The following is a 17,583-nucleotide window of genomic DNA, read 5'->3' on the forward strand; positions in this document are numbered from 1 at the left end:
GAGTATGTCACTGCGTACGCTCACCATCGTCCTGGCAGCCATCAGCGCCTTCGGTGTCGGAGCCGTCGCGGTCACCCGCGCAGACGTGGCGCCGCGGATCGACGTCATCCGCATCCCCGACGGCGGCATCCAGCCGGACGTCACCGTCGACGCGACGGGCACGCTCCACATGGTGTACCTGACCGGAGAGCCGTCGGCCGCGGACATCTACTACACGACCTCTCGTGATGGCGGACAGTCGTTTGCGCCACGCACGCGCGTGAACAGCCAGCCGGGAAGCGCGGTGGCGACCGGGACCATCCGTGGCGCACAACTCGCCCTCGGGCGTGACGGTCGCGTCCACGTGGTGTGGAACGGCTCTGGCCAGGCGCGACCGACGCCGCCGGTGCTCGGCGATCAGAAGCCCGGCATGCCCCTGCTCTACGCGCGGTCCGTGACCGACGCGCCCGGCGCCGCCGCGACATTCGAACCACAGCGCAACCTGATGACGACGACGCGCCACCTCGATGGTGGCCCGTCGGTGGCCGCCAACGACGCCGGTGCCGTGTACGTGGCCTGGCATGGCAACGCCCTGGATGGGCCCGAGGGCGAGCAGGCGCGCCGTGTCTGGCTTGCCGTCTCTCTCGACGACGGGCAGACCTTCGGCGGCGAACGGGCGATCTCCCCCGCCTCCACAGGGGCGTGCGGGTGCTGCGGCCTGCGGGTGATGGCCTCGGCGAATACCGTCCACGTGCTCTATCGCGGTGCGCGGGCGCAGGTGCATCGCGACATCCACGCCCTCACCTCGGAGGACGCCGGCGCAACCTTCGCCACCCGGCAGGTGGATGCGTGGGAGATCGGCGCGTGTCCGATGTCCAGCATGAGCATCACCCGCACCGCGGCGACGTACTACGCCTGGGAGCACGACGGCCAGGTGGCGTTCAGCGCGGGCGCGCAGACGTCTGCCCCCACGGCCATCGACGCCCGTGATCCGAAGGCGCGGCGCAAGCATCCGCGCCTCGCCGTGGCCCCGGACGGGCAGGTGCTGATGGCATGGGCGACAGGCACCGGCTGGAACAAAGGGGGCGGCGTGGGGTGGCAGCTCTTCGACGATGGCGTACCCGTCGGGCCCGTCCAGGCGCTTGACGGACTCCCGGTCTGGGGCTTCCCCGCCGTGGCGGCGGTCGGTGACCGTTTCCTGCTGCTCTATTGACGGGGACGTCGGGCGACGCGCGACGCGGGTCGCCCGGTGTCAGGCGGCGACGTCGGTGCGCTGCTGGAAGACGTCCCAGGCGGCAATCACGGCGCGCAGGCGCTCCGACTGGCGGTCGAGCGTGGCGGCGTCGGCGCCCTGGTGCAGGTCAGGATGGGTCTCGCGGAGCAGCTGCCGGTAGGCGCGGCGGACGTCCTCGTCGCTGGCCGTACGGCTCAGCGTGGCGCCCAGGCGGTTGAGCATCTGGATGGCCAGCTGCTCCCGCGGTGAACGCATCCTCGAGCCACCGCGCGACGACGCTGGCACCGTCCCCACCGGGATCCCGCCCGCCGCAGGCGCTGCAGACGCCATTTGCGGGTAGCGCGCGTGGAAGACCGGCGCCGACACCACACGCAGCGGCTCGAGGCGATGGACCCAGGCCGGACTCGCGATGGACGGTTCCTGTCGCCCGAGACACGCCACCGGAGGCGGCACGTCACCAAGCTTCGAGAACAGCACGTCGGCGAATCCAGGCCGGGCACCCATGGACAAGCCATCGGCCGGGGGACGCCGCGCTTGAACGTCGGCGCGGCGCCGGCCGGCCGCAGCAATGCCGCGATGCCGGAATGCCGGAATGCCGGACGGAAGGGGGAAGGGCGAAGGGGAAAGGGCGAAGATAGAGCGCAGCGCCGATCGCCGCGGCGGGTTGACAAGGTTAGACTGCCGCATGCGTTCGACCCTCCTGGCCGCGGCTGCCGCCGCGGCGTTGCTCACGGCGGCCCCGGCCGCCGCCCAGATGCCGGCCCCTGTCGCTCCCGTGCCGTCGCCCGCGCAGCTGCAGTGGCAGCGGATGGAGTTCACGGCGTTCGTGCACTTCGGTCCGAACGCCTTCACGGGTGCCGAGTGGGGGTCCGGCCTCGAGAAGCCGGCCATCTTCGACCCGAAGGCGCTCGACGCGCGGCAGTGGGCCCGCACCTTCAAGGCGGCCGGCATGAAGGGCGTGATCGTCACCGCCAAGCACCACGACGGCTTCTGCCTGTGGCCGACGAAGGAGTCGACGCACACCGTGGCCGCCAGCCCCTGGCGCGGCGGCAAGGGCGACCTGCTGCGGGAGCTGTCGGACGCCGCGAAGGCCGAGGGCCTCGAGTTCGGCGTCTACCTGTCGCCGTGGGACCGCAACCACCCGCAGTACGGCACGCCCGGGTACAACGACGTCTTCGTCCGGATGCTCGAGGACGTGCTGTCCAACTACGGCGAGATCTTCGAGGTGTGGTTCGACGGCGCCAACGGCGAGGGGCCCAACGGCAAGCGCCAGGTGTACGACTGGCCGCGCTTCCACGAGGTGGTCCGCCGCCTGCAGCCCAACGCGGTGATCTTCAGCGACGCCGGGCCGGGCATCCGCTGGATCGGCAACGAGCGCGGTGAGGCGCCGATCACCAACTGGGCCAACTTCGACCGCGACCGCTACCTGCCGGGCACGCCGCTCAGCATGGACCTGCCGGAAGGCTCGGCACTCGGGCGCTTCTACGTGCCCGGCGAGTGCGACGTCTCGATCCGTCCGGGCTGGTTCTGGCGCGCGAGCGAAAACGCGCGGGTGAAGTCGCCACGGCGCCTGCTCGATCTGTACGAAGCGTCGGTCGGCCGCAACTGCACGCTGCTGCTCAACGTGCCGCCGGACGACCGCGGCCTCATCCACGAGAACGACGTCAAGGCGCTGACCGGCATGCGCACGCTCGTCGACCGGGTCTACAGCACGTCGCTCGTGCCGGCGGGCGCCACGGCGACAGCCAGCAGCACGCTCGGCGGCGAGACCGACGGGTTCCGCGCGGCGCGCGTACTGGACGCTGACCTCGACTCGTGGTGGGCGCCGGCGGGCGAGGCCCGCACCGGCAGCCTGACGGTCGCCCTCGGCGCGCCCGTCACGTTCGACCGCGTGCGCCTGCAGGAGTACGTCGCGCTCGGCCAGCGGGTGTCGCTGTTCGAGATCGAGGCCGAGGTCGACGGCCGCTGGCAGCGCATCGCCACCGGCACCACCATCGGCCACACCCGCATCGTCGCCACCGCCGTCACGACGACGTCACGCGTGCGCGTGACGATCCACGACGCGCGCGGCGTGCCGATGATCGCCTCGGTGTCGCTGCACGATACGTCGCGCGGCCGCGACGTCGTCCCCGCCGACGCTGTGGCGCATTGAGGTGACGGCGACGGGGTAGGGCCCGTTCTCCGAACGGGCCGTCATCGTAAGCACACACGAATTGATATGAACAGACGACAACTCCTCCAGTCCCTCGTGGCCACGCCGGTGGCCGTCTCGATGGCGTCCCGCATGGCCCGCGCGCAGGCGCCCGCAGGCGCCGCGGCCGATCGCGTGATCGTCATCTCGCTCGACGGCGTGCGCACGCAGGAGATGTTCGGCGGCATCGACACGACGATCCTCCAGCACGTGCTCGGGCCAAAGAAGAAGGCCGAGGATCACCCGCTGTACACGACCTTCTGGCGCGAGACCCGCGAGGCACGTCGCGCCGCGCTGATGCCGTACCTGTGGGGCACGTTCCTGACGCAGCACGGCTCGATCGTCGGCGACCATCGCGCCGGCAGCGTGATGACGCTCGGCAACACGCATCGCTTCAGCTATCCCGGCTATGCCGAGCTGATGACCGGCGTGCCGCACGACGCGGTCATCGACAGCAACGACAACAAGCGGTATCCCTACGAGACCGTGCTGCAGTTCCTGCGGCGCGCGTTCGCCGTGCCGCGCGAGCAGGTGGCGTGCTTCGGGTCGTGGGACGTCTTCGAGTCCATCGCCTCGTCGAAGGACAACGAGGTGTACACGAACGCGGGATACCAGGCCTACGACGTGCCCGATGCCGGGATGAAGGCCCTCAGCGCCGCGCAGTTCGAGACGGTGCCGACGTGGGACACGGCGCGCTACGACCACTTCACGTGGCAGTTCGCCATGGACCACCTCGTGCGTCACCAGCCGCGGGCGCTGTGGATCGGCCTCGACGAGACGGATGACTGGTCGCACAACAATCACTACGTCCGCGTCATCGAGTACCTGCACCGCTTCGACGGTTGGCTGAAGGGGCTGATGGCGCTGATCGAGGCGACGCCGGCCTTCCGCGGCCGCACCGCCGTGATGCTCGTGACCGACCACGGCCGCGGCAACACCACCGCGGACTGGGGCAGCCACGGCAAGGACACCGAGGGCGCGCAGTACGTGTGGGCCGCCGTCGCCGCGCCGACCTGGCCAGCGCGCGGCGTGTGGAAGGCCGGGCACCCGCCGGCATCGCAGAGCCAGGTCGCGGCCACCGTCGCGGCGCTCGTCGGCAAGGACTGGAAGGCCGCGTCGCCCTCGGCGGGCGCGCCGCTCGCGCCGCCAGCGTGAGCCACCCCCTCGAGTTCCGGGCGTATCGCGACGGGCAGCACTGCCTGCTGCGAGCCTGGAACGCCGCGCACCATTCGCGTGACGACGCGTCCGACGCGTCGTCGCGTGCGTACGCGGGCCCCGATCCGCTGGCGGAGGTGCGCGCGCTGGCGCGTCCGCTGTGGCCCGATGCCGTCGACGCGAGCGAGGGCGGTGGATCGCTGGCCGACGTCGCCGCCCGCACCACGGCCCTCATCGCGCAAGGCTGCCCCCGCATCCGGGAGGCCGTGGTCGTCGGCCACGGCCAGCGCGTGCGCCTCGACGTCCTCGAACGTACACCACGCGGCCGCTGGATCGCCGTGCTGATCCGCAACGGCACGCGCGTGTCGTGGGCACTGGCCGACCGCGCCGCCTTCACGCTGCACACCCTGCGCGGCGCCGGCCTCGATGTCGCGGCCATCCACGCCCTGCTGCTCGACGAGTCGTACGTGCGGCCCGACCTGGACCCTGTCGACCCCCACGCGCTCCTCGTCCGCCGCAGCCTCTCGTTCCCCGCGCGTCGGCGCCTCGACCGCCTGGCAGACGCCTCGTCGCGCGTGCAGACGACGATGGCCGCCAGCGCCCCGCCGACACAGGCGCCCGGCGCGCACTGCCGCGACGATCGCGACGGCTGCCCGTATCTCGAGGCCTGCACGGCGACGCTGCCCGCCGACTGGACCGGCTGGCTGCCTCGCAAGGACCGCCCACCCCTCCGCGAGTGGATCGCGCAGGGACTCGTGCGCATGGCCGATCTGCCCGACGACCGCAGGCTGCCCCGCGGCGTGCAGCACGCGCGGCTCGCGAGTCAGGCCGGCGGCGCGTACGTCTCGCCCAGCCTCACCGCCGCCCTCGCGCCGGCCGGACCACCGGCGGCCTATCTCGACTTCGAATGCGTCGCCACCGCCGTGCCCGTCTACGCCGGCACGCGCCCCTACGCCGTCGTCCCCTTCCTCTGGTCGCTGCATGAAGACGATGGCGCGGGCGGCCTGACGCACCGCGACGACCTCGCGCCGGCCGAGGTGAGTGCGGCGCCCTTGCGTCGGATGGCCGAGGGGTTGATCGACGCCCTCGGCGGATCCGCGACGCCCATCGTGGTCTACAGCGGCTACGAACGGGATCGCCTGCGCGACCTCGCGGCCGCGCTGCCGGACCTCGCCGCGCCGCTCGAGGCCATCCAGGCGCGTTTGGTGGATCTGCTCGAGGTGGTGCGCGAGCACGTGTACGACCTGCGCTTTCGCGGGTCGTTCTCGATCAAGGCCGTGGCACCGGCCCTCGCGCCCGCGCTGCGCTACGACGACCTGCCGATTCGCGATGGACTCGCGGCGGCGCAGGCCTACGAGCGGGTGCTGCGCGGCGACGTGCCGGCCGTCGAGGCCGCGGCGATCACCGCGGACCTGCGCGCCTACTGCGCGCGCGACACGATGGCGATGGTGCAGCTGCACCGTGCGCTGCGCACGCTCGCGGCCAACGCCTAGCCGTCGAGCACCTGGCGCACCTTCGTGGCCAGGGACAGCGGCGTGAAGGGCTTCTGGATGAAGGCCATCTCGGCCTCGATCAGTCCATGCCGCAGCACCGCATCGTCTGTGTAGCCGCTCATGAACAGCACCTTCAGCCCGGGTGCCGCAGCCTTCAACTGCTGGGCCAACGCCGGGCCGCTGACCTTCGGCATGACGACGTCGGTGAGCACCAGATGCAGGGGACCGTCATGCGACGCCATGACGCGCAGCGCATCGCCGCCGTCGGTGGCCGTCAGCACCTGGTAGCCGTGCGTGCGCAGGGTCAGCGACGTCAGCGTGCGCAGGGCATCCTCGTCCTCGACCAGCAGGATCGTCTCCGTCCCCTCGACGCCAAGCGGCACGTCCGCGCCCGTCTCGACGGCGCTCGGCTCGGCCACGGCCGGCAGGTACAACCTGAAGGTCGCGCCCTGATCAGGCGCGCTGATCACGTGGATGCACCCGCCGCTCTGCTCGACGATGCCGAACACTGTCGCGAGGCCGAGTCCCGTGCCGCGGCCGACGGCCTTGGTCGTGTAGAACGGCTCGAAGATGCGGGCCAGCACGTCGGGCGTCATGCCGCAGCCGGTGTCGGTCACGCTGAGCAGCACGTGTGGCCCGGCCGCGCAGTCGACCGGGGCCTCGCCGTGCGGCGTGCCGGCCGGCACGTTGCTGGTCGCGACGGTCAGCGTGCCGCCGGAGGGCATGGCATCGCGGGCGTTGACGGCCAGGTTCATCAGCACCTGATCCAGCTGCCCGGGGTCCATCTTCACGGTGGCGAGATGCGGGTCGAGCACCGTGGTCAGCTCGATGTCCTCACCGATCAGGCGCCGCAGCAGCGACGTCGTCTGCGTGACGACGACGTTCAGATCGAGCACCGTCGGCTGCACGAGGGACTTGCGGCTGAAGCCGAGCAGCTGCCGCGTCAGCGAGGCGGCCTGCTCGCCGGCCGTCCTGATCGCCACGATCGAGTCGCGGGTCGACGCATCCATGTCGGGCCGCGCCAGCAGCATCTCGCTGTAGCCGGAGATCACCGTCAGCAGGTTGTTGAAGTCGTGCGCCACGCCGCCGGCCAGGCGTCCGACCGCTTCCATCTTCTGCGCCTGTCGATACTGGTCCTCGAGACGTCGCCGTTCCGTGACGTCGGTCTGCACGCCGACGAAGTGGGTCAGCTGTCCGGCCGTGTCGAGCACCGGGCTGATCGACAGCTCGTTCCAGAACGGCGTGCCGTCCTGGCGATAGTTCAGGATCTCCACCGAGCAGCTGCGAGCCGCGGCCACGGCCGCGCGCAGTTCGCCGATGGTGTCGGCGTCGGTGTCGGGGCCCTGCAGGAAGCGACAGTTCCTGCCGATCACGTCGTCTGCGTCGTAGCCGGTGAGACGTTCGAAGCCGAGGTTGGCGAAGACGATCGGGTTGTCGGGCTGGTGCGGGTCGGTGACGATGATGCCCTGCGACGCGGCCTGGATGGCGCGGTTGCGCAGCAGCAGCGACTCCTCGAAGCGGCGGCGCTCGCTCAGGTCCTTCATGCCGCCGAGCATGCGGAGGGGGCGCCCCTCGTCGTCGCGGATGACGTAGCCGGAGTCGAGCACCGGTGTGTAGCCGCCGTCGCGGCGACGGATGCGATATTCGACCGACCAGCTCTCCGCGCCGCTGGCCAGGGCCTGATCGACGACCGCGGCCACCGCATCGCGGTCGTCGGGGTGCATCAGTTGTCGGATGAACTCGCTCGTCGGCTCGATCTCGGCGGGCTCGTAGCCGAACAGGGTGGTCACGCCTTCGTTCCAGGCCATGGCGTGGTTCCCCAGATCCCACTCCCAGACCACGTCGCTGGTGGCCTTCGACAGCAGGCGGAACCGTTCTTCGCTGAGGCGGAGGGCCTGCTCGGCGCGCTTGCGATCGGTGATGTCCTGGAACGCGCCCTGCACGCCGACGATGCGGCCGTGCGCGTCGTGCACGGCCTCGCCGGTGGACCGCACCCAGATGCGGCGGCCTCGCGCGGTGAGCAATTCGCACTCGAAGTCGAAGGGCGTGCCGTCGATGGCACAGGCGCCCACGATGTCGCGGATCATCTGCCGGGATTCGGGCGGGTAGTACGTGAGGCCCTGGTCCAGCGTCGGCTCGTGCCCGACCGGTTCGTCGTGGATCGCGCACACCTCCTCGGACCACGAGACTCGCCGGGCCTGCAGGTCGAGCGACCAGCCACCGATGCGGGCCACCCGGCCGGCGATTCTCAGCAGGGCGTGGCCCTGCGCGACCTCGGCGGCGGTCCGCCGCTGTTCGGTGACGTCGCGGGCCTGGATGACGCAGGCCGGACGACCGCCGTAGTGCAGGCCGTGGGCGGACACTTCCACCTCGAGGATGGCCCCGTCCTTCGTGCGGTGCCGCCACACGCCGCGATGCTCCATCTTGACGCCGGACGCCGCGAGCATGTCGCGTAGCGCCGCGAGGTCTTCGGGCGGGCGGATGTCTTCGATCGTCATGCCGAGGAACTCGTCGCGGCTGTAGCCGTACTTCTGCACGGCGGCGTCGTTGACGGCCAGGTAGCGCAGGGTCTCGCGGTCGTAGACGAACAGCGGGTCGGCGATGGCGTGGAACAGGCTGCGGTAGCGCTCCTCGCTGTCGAGCAGCGCGTGCTCGGTCTGCCGGCGCTCGGCCACTTCCGCCAGCAGGGTGCGATTCACCTCCTCCAGCTGGAACGCCTTCTTCTCCAGCTTGCGGATCAGCACCTCGTTGTGGCCGTTGATCAGCAGCACCTCCTCCACCGAGGGTGGGGCCGCCGGGCTCAGCTCGCCGCGCGCGTGCCGATCGAGTACGTCGCGGATCAGCGCCAGGAGCACGTCCGGCTCGGAGGGCTTGATCACGAAGGCGTCGGCGCCGAGCGCGAGGGCCAGGCGCTCGTCCTTCGGCTCGGTGTAGGTGGCGGTGTAGACGATGAAGGGGACGTCCTTGAGGCGGTCGTCGGTCTTGCACTGGCGCAGCAGCGCGTAGCCGTCGAGCACCGGCAGCAGCAGGTCGGAGACGATCAGCGACGGCGGGTGCTGGCGGGCCTTGATCAGCGCCTCGGCACCGTGGCGGGCCTCGACCACCGCGAAGCCGTGCCCCTCGAGCAGGGTGCGCAGCAGGTAGAGGTTGGCGTCCTGGTCGTCGACGATCAGCACCTGGGTCATTGGCGCGATCCCTCGTCGGGTGGGGTGAGGAACTGCTCGATGGCGGCGATGAACGTCTCGGGGTCGATCGGCTTCTCGAGGTAGCCCTCGGCGCCGGCTTCGAGGCACTTCTCGCGGTCGCCGACCATGGCGTGCGAGGTCACGGCCACCACCGGGATGGCTCGCAGCTGCGGGTCGGCCTTGAGCGCGCGCGTCACGGCGTGCCCGTCCATGCCGGGCAGCTGGATGTCGAGCAGGATGAGATCCGGCGCGACGCGGGCCGCGAGGTCGAGGCCCTGCGGGCCGGAGGCGGCCGGCACGACCTGGTGGCCCCGCTGCTCGAGCAGGAAGGTGACGAGGTAGCGGTTCTCGGGGTTGTCCTCGATCAGGAGGACCGTGGCGCGAGTCATCGGCGGGCCGCCTCCAGGGGCAGCGTCACGGTGAACGTGCTGCCCGCACCCCACTGGCTGAGCGCCTCGATGTGCCCGCCCATCAGGCGGACCAGTCGGGCGCAGATCGCCAGACCGAGCCCGGTGCCGTCGTACCGCCGCGTCAGGCCGGCGTCGATCTGGCGGAACGGCTGGAACAGGGACGGCAGGTCCTCGGCCCGGATGCCGATGCCGGTGTCGCTGACGCGCAGGCGCAAACACGGCGGATCGGCGACCACGTCGGCGGCCACCACCACCTCGCCGCGGTCGGTGAACTTGACGGCGTTGCCGATCAGGTTGAGCAGGATCTGCTCGACGCGGCGCTCGTCGGCCACGAGCGTGCCGACCTCGGGCGCCACGGTGGCCCGCAGCGTCACGCCGTTCTTCTGCGCCGTCGGCGACACCAGGTCCACCACCTTCGCGATCGACCGTGCCACCGGGAACGGCGCGTGGCCGATCTCGAGCTGACCGGCTTCGATCTTCGAGATGTCGAGCACGTCGTTGACCAGCGCGAGCAGGTGGCGGGCGCTGGTGCGGACCATGCCGAGCTGGGTGTGCTGCTCGGTGTTGAGGGGCCCGGCCAGTTCCTGCAACAGCACGCCCGCGAAGCCGATGATCGAGTTCAGCGGCGTGCGCAGCTCGTGCGACATCGTGGCCAGGAAGGCCGACTTGACGCGGTCGGCGGCCTCGGCCCGCGCCTGGTGGCCGCGGGCGGCCTCGGCGGCCTGCTGGGCCGAGATGTCGATGCCGACGCCGATGAGGCACGCCTGCCCCTCGAAGTGCACCCGGCGTCCCGTGAAGTGATACGGCGTGCGGCGGCCGTCGCGCGCCAGCAGCGTGGCCTCGGTGCTGGCCTCTCCGGTCTCGAACACCCCGATGATCCGCTCCCCGACACGCGCGCGGTCTTCGGGCGCGAGGAGGTCGAGCGGATCCATGGTGACGATCTCTTCTGGCGTGTAGCCGGTCACCGCCTCGAGGTTGCGGTTCCAGCGGCGGAAGCGTCGGGAGGCATCGTAGAAGTACACGACGCCGGGCATGCTCTCGATCATCGCGTCGGCGAGCTGGTGTTCGTCCCGGGCGGCGCGTTCGGCGGCCAGTCGCGCTTCGCTGGCCTCGCGCACCATCACCAGCCGGGAGCCGTCCTCGCAGGTGGTGGTGACGACGTCGGCGGTGAAGGTGGTGCCGTCGTGGCGGCGGAAGTGCCAGTCCCGGTGGTGGCCCTCGAGGCCCCGGGTGGCGGCGGCGTCGGCGGCGACGAGGGTGGTGGTGGGCAGACCGATCAGCTGCTCACGGGTGTAGCCGAGCAGGCGGCAGAGGCGCGGGTTGGCGTCCACGGCGGTGCCGTCCGCATCGGCGTAGAGGATGCCGATCGGCGCCTTGTCGAACAGCGTGCGATGGCGCGCCTCCGTGGTGACAGTCACACGCCTCCGAGCCGCGGGTGTTCGTGGACGGGCCAGCGTGGCGCGCGTTTGGGGGAGGCCAGCGGCAGACGCCTGCGAGGGGCACAGTCGCAGAGGGCGGGCCGCCGTGTCAAGAATGCCACAGTCGAGGGGCGCGCGGGGTGGCTGCCGTGCGGCAGGGATCCTGCCGATTGCTGGATTGACGCGCCTGTCGGCGAAGGCGCACAGTCACGCAGCAGCAGGCAGGGGGGCGGTCGTGAGCGAAGCGGTCCTCGACTGGTGGGAGTATCACGAAGGGCGGCGCTGTGCGCTCGCGGCGTGGCACCACCACCGGCAGCGCGCCGGGGGCGAGCGGCCGTCGTTCGACGGCGACGAGGCCCGCGATCGCCTGCGCGGCCTGGCGCAGCAGCAATGGCCGGGCGGGCAGGACACCTGGACGACGGGGCCCACCGAGGCCGACCTCGACGAGCGCACACGGCGGCTGATTGCCTCCGGCGCCACCGCCATCTTCCGCGCCACCATCACCGCCGGCGGCACCTCGCTCGTGGTCGACGTCCTCGAGCGCACGGCGCAGGGGTCGTGGTGTGCGGTGCTGCTCTCCACGCGCTATGGGCTGGACCGGTTCCTGGTGGAGCAGGCGGCGCTGACGCTGCACGTGCTGCAGGCGGCGTCGATCCCCGTGGCGGGCGTGCATCTGGTGCACGTCGATGCGGACTATCGCAAGGGCAAGGGGCCGATCGAGCCCGAGGCGTTCCTGGTGCGGCGGTCGCTGACGATCCGGGCGGCGCGGGCGAAGGCGCGGGTGGTGTCGGCGATGGCGGTGCTGACCGACATCGCGGCCGAGGCGGTGCCGCCGGACGTGCCGCGCGGCACGCATTGCCGGGCGTGTACGTTCACGGACCGCTGTGTGGAGACGTTGCCGGCGGACTGGACGGGGCGCTATCCGACCGAGGCGGGGACGTCGGCGGACGTGTGGCTGGCGCGCGGCTACGAGCGGATGGGGGATGTGCCGGCGGACGAGCCGATGGGGGCGCCGCGGCGGCGGGCGCGGCTGGCGAGCCGGACGGGGCGGATCGTGGTGGACCCGGCGTTGCCGCAGGTGCTCGAGGCGTGCCGGCCGCCGGTGTGGTACCTGGACTTCGAGTGTGTGTGGTCGTTGCTGCCGGTGTTCGAGGGGACGGCGCCGGCGCAGCACGTGCCGTTCCTGTGGTCGCTGCACCATGTGGACGAGGAGGGGCGGCTGACGCACCTCGACGAGATCGTGCCGCCGGGGCCCGATCCGCGGCGCCGCATGGCCGAGAGCCTGGTGGAGGCGGTCGGCGCCTACCACGAGCCCATCGTCGTCTACGGCGACTACGAGGCGGAGCGGATTGGCGAGCTGGCGGCGTTGTTCCCGGATCTGGCGCCGGCGCTGGAGCGGATTCGCGGCCGGATCGTCGACCTGCTGGCGGTGATTCGCGATCACGTCTACGACCTGCAGTTCCGGGGCAACTTCTCGCTCAAGGCGGTGGGGCCGGTGCTGGCGCCGGGGCTGACGTACCGGGAGCTGGCGATTCGCGACGGGCTGACGGCGGCGCGGGCGTATGCGCGGCTGCTCTACCTGCCGGAGGTGACGCCTGACGACGTGGAGACCACGCTGGCGGACCTGCGGGCCTACTGCGAGCGCGACACGCTGGCGCTGGTCGACGTGCACCGCACGCTGATGAACCTGGCGCAAGGCGCAACGATGACCGCAGAGGGAGAGGAGCGATACCCGGTGGTGCAGGTGTGAAGGCGGCTACTGGGGCAGCGCGTCGATCAGGCCAAGCCGCTGGCGCTTCAGGTACAACCCTTTCCTTGTGATGCCGAGGAGCTTTGCTGCCTCCGTCTGGTTGTTGAGGGTCTGCTCCATTGCGCGCGCGATGGCGGCCCGCTCGATGTCGTCGTACATCTCCTGAAGCGTTCGATCGAGGCGGATCTGAATACCTGCTTGTTCTACTCGACACGGTGCAGACTGGACTGGAGTCTGACTAATGTTTCTCGACAGGTGACGAACCTCTATCTCGTCATCATTCTCGCCGAGAGCAACAATGCGCCGCAATTCGTTAGACAATTGCCTTACGTTGCCAGGCCACGTGTAGGTACACAAACGCTCCATAGCCTGCGTCGTCACATGAGGAATCAACTTGCCAGCTTGCTCGGAGTGAATCGTCAAGAAGTGGTTTAACAAGGTCGGGATTTCTTCTGGTCGCTCCCGCAAGGGCGGAATCGTCAGCGCCACTACGTTCAGACGATAGAACAGGTCCTCCCTGAATCTTCCCTGGCGAACAAGGTCGTCTAGGCTCGCGTTTGTCGCGACGATCACCCTTACGTCAACCTTGAAGGGAGGCTGACCGATTGGCTGAATCTCGCCACTCTCCAAGAACCGCAGCAACTTTGGCTGAAGATCAAGTCCGAGCTCCCCAATCTCATCAATAAACAGCGTTCCGCCTTCAGCTTCGCGAATCAGACCCTTAACGTCTTCAACAGCACCTGTAAACGCGCCTTTTCGATGGCCGAACAGCTGCCCCTCCAGCATGTCGCGAGGTACTGCACTCACGTTAAATGCAACGAATCTTGAATGTGAGCGCGGAGACATAAAGTGTATATCTCTTGCGACAACCTCTTTGCCCGTTCCCGTCTCTCCAGTGACTAACACTGACGCGTTGCCTGAAGCAACTCTCTTGATCGCACTGAACAGTTGCTTCATCTGAGCCGAAATGTAGAGGCCGTGGCGACCGTCTGGTGCCGCGTCTAGATCCCAAGAAAGCGTGGTCTTCTTGGACTCGGTCTGAGCGCGAGAAGCAGCGACGAGATGCCTGAGAATACCCAGCATGTGGGCCACGACCTCTCTCGAAGAGGTGTCCGGCAGCGGTGTCACATAGAGCACGATAGCGTCGCTCCCAAGTACACCGAGAGCTAGACTCTTCTCACCTGCTGTCGCAGCCTCTTGGCCCGTCCTCACGACAGCGCTGGAGACAACCTTCAATCGCTTGAAGAGGCGTACGGCTTCCGCACCCGCCAAGTGAGGTTGCGAAAGGAGCCCGCAGACCACCGAGAGGCTCTCGGGCAGTTCATACTGAGAACGTCGCGGGGTCCGCGACTTCGGGACTGCACTGCGCGAAGGTGCCGGCAAACCACTCGCTCTCATTGCGCTCGTCTGCCTGGCATGAAGCAGGTCACCTGAGCCAACGAAGATTCTCTCCGAACGTGCCATCTCGGTTGAGAAGCGACGCGTGTCGCCGTAGTGCTTCGCTCTGGCTGCACGTACTCTCGCAAGCAGCGCCAAGAGCTCAGCATTTGGAACATGGACGCGCTCGATCACTGCCAGAAGGTCCATGTCTGCAGCGTGCGGATGATGGAGAAACCAACCTAGCTCTGCCCTCAGAAGCGCCAATTTGGCCCAACCCGGAGTGTCGCCACGCTCTTCTGCCGCTCTCATTCCGCTCGAGAGGATCTCCTGGCCGTCAGTGAGTCTGTTGCCGACTTTCGCAAAGCGAGCCCTAACCGGCGCCGAATCCACCAGCAACAGGTTTGTGCCTTGGAGAGTACCAATGATGGAATCGATCTCGGCGATGGCTTCACTGGCTGTTGTCAGGTCTCCGTCGTGCATGGCGACGGTGGCGAGCGTGTCCAAGAGCGCCCCGCGAGCCAAAGTAGGGGTCGGCAGTTTTGTGAGACATTTCTCAGCCAGCAACCTGGCCCTCTTGGTGCGTCCCCGGCGACACGTCAGGAATGCGAGATTCGCTGTGGCGGCAAACTCAAGCGCATCAAGACCGTTTCTTTCAGCGATTCGCTGGGAGGAGCGAGCCCACCTCGCTGCTTGTTTGTTTCTCGAGAGCAGATACTCGGCGCCGGACAGAGCCAGCATCGCGAAGGCTTCAATATGTGCGTTCGGTTCAGGTCGAAGTAGATCGAGCGCAGACAGCAACTCGGCGATAGCGACACTGGGTAGACTTCGCTGTGCGTAGGCCTGCCCTACCCTTGCGTGCAGAGCCGCCAACAACTGAGAGTCGCCGCAACGGAGGACGGCCTTCTTGGCTTGCTCAAGACCTAATTGACTCTCGGCAAGACCGCGGTGGCTCGTGAGAAGAGTAAAGCGAGACAGCGAGGCCAAGGCAACCTGTTCGTGCTCAGAGCATGCCTCACCATCAACCAGCACTCTGCCCAAGACGTCGATGGCCTCGGTAATCAGTCCTGCAACGCCCAGCAGCTCGCCTCGCACTCGTTCCGAAAAGACTCTGAGAGCCCCGTCGAGCGCTCTTGGCCCTATCTGAGAGAGATGGCGGTTTGCCTCTGGGAACTGCCCCGCTAGCCTCTTTGTGTCTGCCAGAAGGACATGTTGAACGTCAGCTGGCAGGGAGGCCGATCGGAGCATCGAGTCGCACGCAACCGTGTCGGAGGAACGGAGCGCTCGCCGCAAGAGTGCAGGTAGGGCCAGAGGCATATTCTTGTGACCTTAGTGCTGAGTTTACAGCACGCTGCCTTCTGTGCCGCCAGCGCACAAGCGCCCCGCTGCCCCGATCGCATCCGTGAGCGAATTTGCTCATGGTCGATGACCTTCCTGCAGTGGGCCCACGGTTAGGCCGGATGTGGGTACGGACCGGGGACATCGTTGACAGTAGTCCAGCGACATCGTTTACACCAGGAGGATGCCCTGGATGGAGACGAATGTCGTGGACGAGCGCGCGCGCTTCGCGTGTGACTTCCTGAGCGGCCAGTGGTCGATGGTCGAGTTGTGCGAGCGGTATGGCGTGACGCGACCGACTGGCTACAAGGGGCTGGCGCGATATCGCACCGGCGGTGCGGCGGCCCTCGAGGACCGCAGTCGGGCGCCGCAGCACTCGCCGCGTCGCACCGATGTCGAGGTCGAGCTCCTGTTGCTTGCGGCGCGACGCCAGTACGGCTGGGGCGCGAAGGAGCTGCTGCAGGTGCTGCGCGAGCGCCACGGGCTGCTGCGGAAGCACCGTCGGCGGCGCCGCTGGTCGCACCCGGGCGCCGCCGCGCTGTTCACTGACGCGCCGAACCAGGTCTGGCCGGCCGACTTCAAAGGCCACTGCAAGACCGGAGACGGACAGTACTGCTATCCCCTGACGATCACCGATCACTTCAGTCGTCGCTTGCTGGCCTGTCGTGGGCTGCCGTCCGTGCGCACCGCGCTCGCGAAGCCGGTGTTCCGAGCGCTCTTCCGCGAGGTCGGGCTGCCCGACGCCATCCGCACGGACAACGGCGCCCCCTTCGCCTCGACCGGCATCCATGGCCTCTCGGCACTCAACGTCTGGTGGATGCAACTGGGCATCGTGCATCAGCGCATCCTCCCCGCGAGCCCGCAGGAGAATGGCCAGCATGAACGGATGCACCGGGAACTGAAGCGCGAGACCGCCCGGCCCGCAGCGGCCAGCGCTCGCGCCCAGCAACGCCGGTTCGATGCGTTTCGGCAGCGCTACAACACTGAGCGCCCGCATGAAGGCATCGGCGATCGTACGCCCTCGTCGCTCTGGACGCCGTGCACGCGTGACTATCCTGCGCGCATCACGCCGCCGGAGTATCCGGCACACGTGGAGGTGCGACGCGTCAGCACCGCTGGCACCTTCCGCCTCCGCCCGGGCCAGCCCTTCCTGAGCCAGGTCCTCAAGGGCGAGGACATCGGCCTCAAGGAGGTGGGCGACGGGATCTGGAATATCGTGTAATACCGGACGCTGCTGGGGAAAATCGACGAGCGCACGCTGCTGATTACCGGTGTCTGACGACGCCACATCGGTGTAAAGCATGTCGTCGGACTTCTGTTAACTATGTTCCCGTTCGTTCAGTGGGCGGCTTGGGCCTGTTGCGCGCCAGTGGCTCCCCAGTCGCTATTGAATCGCTTTGGGTTTTCCGGAGGGCGCCACCTGCCTAAACTCAATCAGTTTGACTGCCAGGCGACAGGCTAGAGAGCGGGCCTGTAACCCAAGAGGCGCCCCTGAGATGCGCACCCGAGTGTGCATCCCAGGGGGAGTGGAGGGCTGAGACGGGAATACTCCGCTACGCGCGATAGACGCGATGAAGGTTCGTGCGAACGTCCTTGTCCGTCGAACCTGCCCGGATCTGTGGCGCCTTGATGATAGCTACACGAAGTGCGGTACTCGCATTCGCCTACTGAAGCAGCGCGGCTTGCTGATTACGGCGCGGCCCCAACGAAGCGGACGTCTCCAGCGTTGCGCGACTTACGCACGCCTGCGTCAACGGTCTTGCGTTGGGTCGACATCTTTGCTGGGTACCACTTGCCGGACACGACCCTTCACGCTCCTTCGGGGTACCAAACAGCGACCCTCCCGGCCTTGGCATCCCCTGTTCGAGAATGTCCGTCAGTCGCCCACACCAGCGTGTCTCCCCACACCAGCGTGTCTCCCCACACCAGCGTGTCCCCCCACACCAGCGTGTCTCCCCACACCAGCGTGTCCCCCCACACCAGCGTGTCTCCCCACACCAGCGTGTCCCCCCACACCAGCGTGTCTGACCACACCAGCGTGTCACCCCACCAC

At 68.7% G+C, this 17,583-nt stretch carries 11 protein-coding genes and 1 pseudogene; 6 read left to right on the forward strand and 6 right to left on the reverse strand.

The features are described from left to right. Window positions 1-4: 4 nt before the first annotated feature. Window positions 5-1,192 carry a hypothetical protein gene (locus tag Q0C41_RS14540; protein ID WP_291984568.1) on the forward strand — a complete coding sequence of 396 codons (1,188 nt, stop codon included), beginning with the start codon at window positions 5-7 and terminating at the stop codon, window positions 1,190-1,192. A gap of 39 nt (window positions 1,193-1,231) precedes the next feature. Here Q0C41_RS14540 and Q0C41_RS14545 read toward each other — a convergent pair whose 3' ends face one another. Continuing rightward, window positions 1,232-1,717 carry a DnaJ domain-containing protein gene (locus Q0C41_RS14545; protein WP_291984570.1) on the reverse strand — a complete coding sequence of 162 codons (486 nt, stop codon included), beginning with the start codon at window positions 1,715-1,717 and terminating at the stop codon, window positions 1,232-1,234. Window positions 1,718-1,898: 181 nt separating this feature from the next. Here Q0C41_RS14545 and Q0C41_RS14550 point away from each other — a divergent pair, with 181 nt between their 5' ends. From Q0C41_RS14550 to Q0C41_RS14560, 3 genes are all read left to right on the forward strand, one after another. Continuing rightward, window positions 1,899-3,365 (forward strand): alpha-L-fucosidase, encoded by a 1,467-nt coding sequence (locus Q0C41_RS14550; protein ID WP_291984572.1) that lies wholly within the window; start codon window positions 1,899-1,901, stop codon window positions 3,363-3,365. Between the two features lie 66 nt (window positions 3,366-3,431). Continuing rightward, window positions 3,432-4,559: a hypothetical protein gene (locus tag Q0C41_RS14555; protein ID WP_291984574.1), complete on the forward strand. Its 1,128-nt coding sequence runs from the start codon at window positions 3,432-3,434 to the stop codon at window positions 4,557-4,559. After that, the gene (locus Q0C41_RS14560) at window positions 4,556-6,052 is read left to right on the forward strand and encodes a DUF2779 domain-containing protein (RefSeq protein WP_291984576.1); all 1,497 of its coding nucleotides are present in this window, start codon (window positions 4,556-4,558) and stop codon (window positions 6,050-6,052) included. Before Q0C41_RS14555 ends, Q0C41_RS14560 begins: the two co-directional genes overlap by 4 nt. Here the strand turns inward: Q0C41_RS14560 and Q0C41_RS14565 are convergent. The 3 genes from Q0C41_RS14565 to Q0C41_RS14575 are packed head-to-tail and all read right to left on the reverse strand — an operon-like array spanning window position 6,049 to window position 11,065. Then, window positions 6,049-9,237 (reverse strand): PAS domain S-box protein, encoded by a 3,189-nt coding sequence (locus Q0C41_RS14565; protein WP_291984578.1) that lies wholly within the window; start codon window positions 9,235-9,237, stop codon window positions 6,049-6,051. The two genes, Q0C41_RS14560 and Q0C41_RS14565, sit on opposite strands and share 4 nt — an antisense overlap. Next, window positions 9,234-9,626 (reverse strand): response regulator, encoded by a 393-nt coding sequence (locus tag Q0C41_RS14570; RefSeq protein WP_291984580.1) that lies wholly within the window; start codon window positions 9,624-9,626, stop codon window positions 9,234-9,236. Before Q0C41_RS14570 ends, Q0C41_RS14565 begins: the two co-directional genes overlap by 4 nt. Next, window positions 9,623-11,065, reverse strand: a complete 1,443-nt coding sequence (locus Q0C41_RS14575) for a PAS domain-containing sensor histidine kinase (protein WP_291984583.1) — start codon at window positions 11,063-11,065, stop codon at window positions 9,623-9,625. Before Q0C41_RS14575 ends, Q0C41_RS14570 begins: the two co-directional genes overlap by 4 nt. Window positions 11,066-11,300: 235 nt before the next feature. Here Q0C41_RS14575 and Q0C41_RS14580 point away from each other — a divergent pair, with 235 nt between their 5' ends. Continuing rightward, window positions 11,301-12,815, forward strand: a complete 1,515-nt coding sequence (locus Q0C41_RS14580; protein ID WP_291984585.1) for a DUF2779 domain-containing protein — start codon at window positions 11,301-11,303, stop codon at window positions 12,813-12,815. A gap of 6 nt (window positions 12,816-12,821) precedes the next feature. Here the strand turns inward: Q0C41_RS14580 and Q0C41_RS14585 are convergent, their stop codons facing one another. Continuing rightward, window positions 12,822-15,224 carry a sigma-54 dependent transcriptional regulator gene (locus Q0C41_RS14585; protein WP_291984590.1) on the reverse strand — a complete coding sequence of 801 codons (2,403 nt, stop codon included), beginning with the start codon at window positions 15,222-15,224 and terminating at the stop codon, window positions 12,822-12,824. A 499-nt stretch (window positions 15,225-15,723) separates the two neighbouring features. Between Q0C41_RS14585 and Q0C41_RS14590 the strand changes: the two genes are divergently transcribed. Beyond that, complete coding sequence (locus Q0C41_RS14590) at window positions 15,724-16,752, forward strand: integrase core domain-containing protein (protein WP_291984586.1); 1,029 nt, start codon at window positions 15,724-15,726, stop codon at window positions 16,750-16,752. Between the two features lie 587 nt (window positions 16,753-17,339). Here the strand turns inward: Q0C41_RS14590 and Q0C41_RS14595 are convergent. Further along, a pseudogene (locus Q0C41_RS14595) lies at window positions 17,340-17,583 on the reverse strand (hypothetical protein); the annotation flags it as partial.

It is taken from the genome of Luteitalea sp., from assembly GCF_022842525.1.
Lineage (GTDB): Bacteria > Acidobacteriota > Vicinamibacteria > Vicinamibacterales > Vicinamibacteraceae > Luteitalea.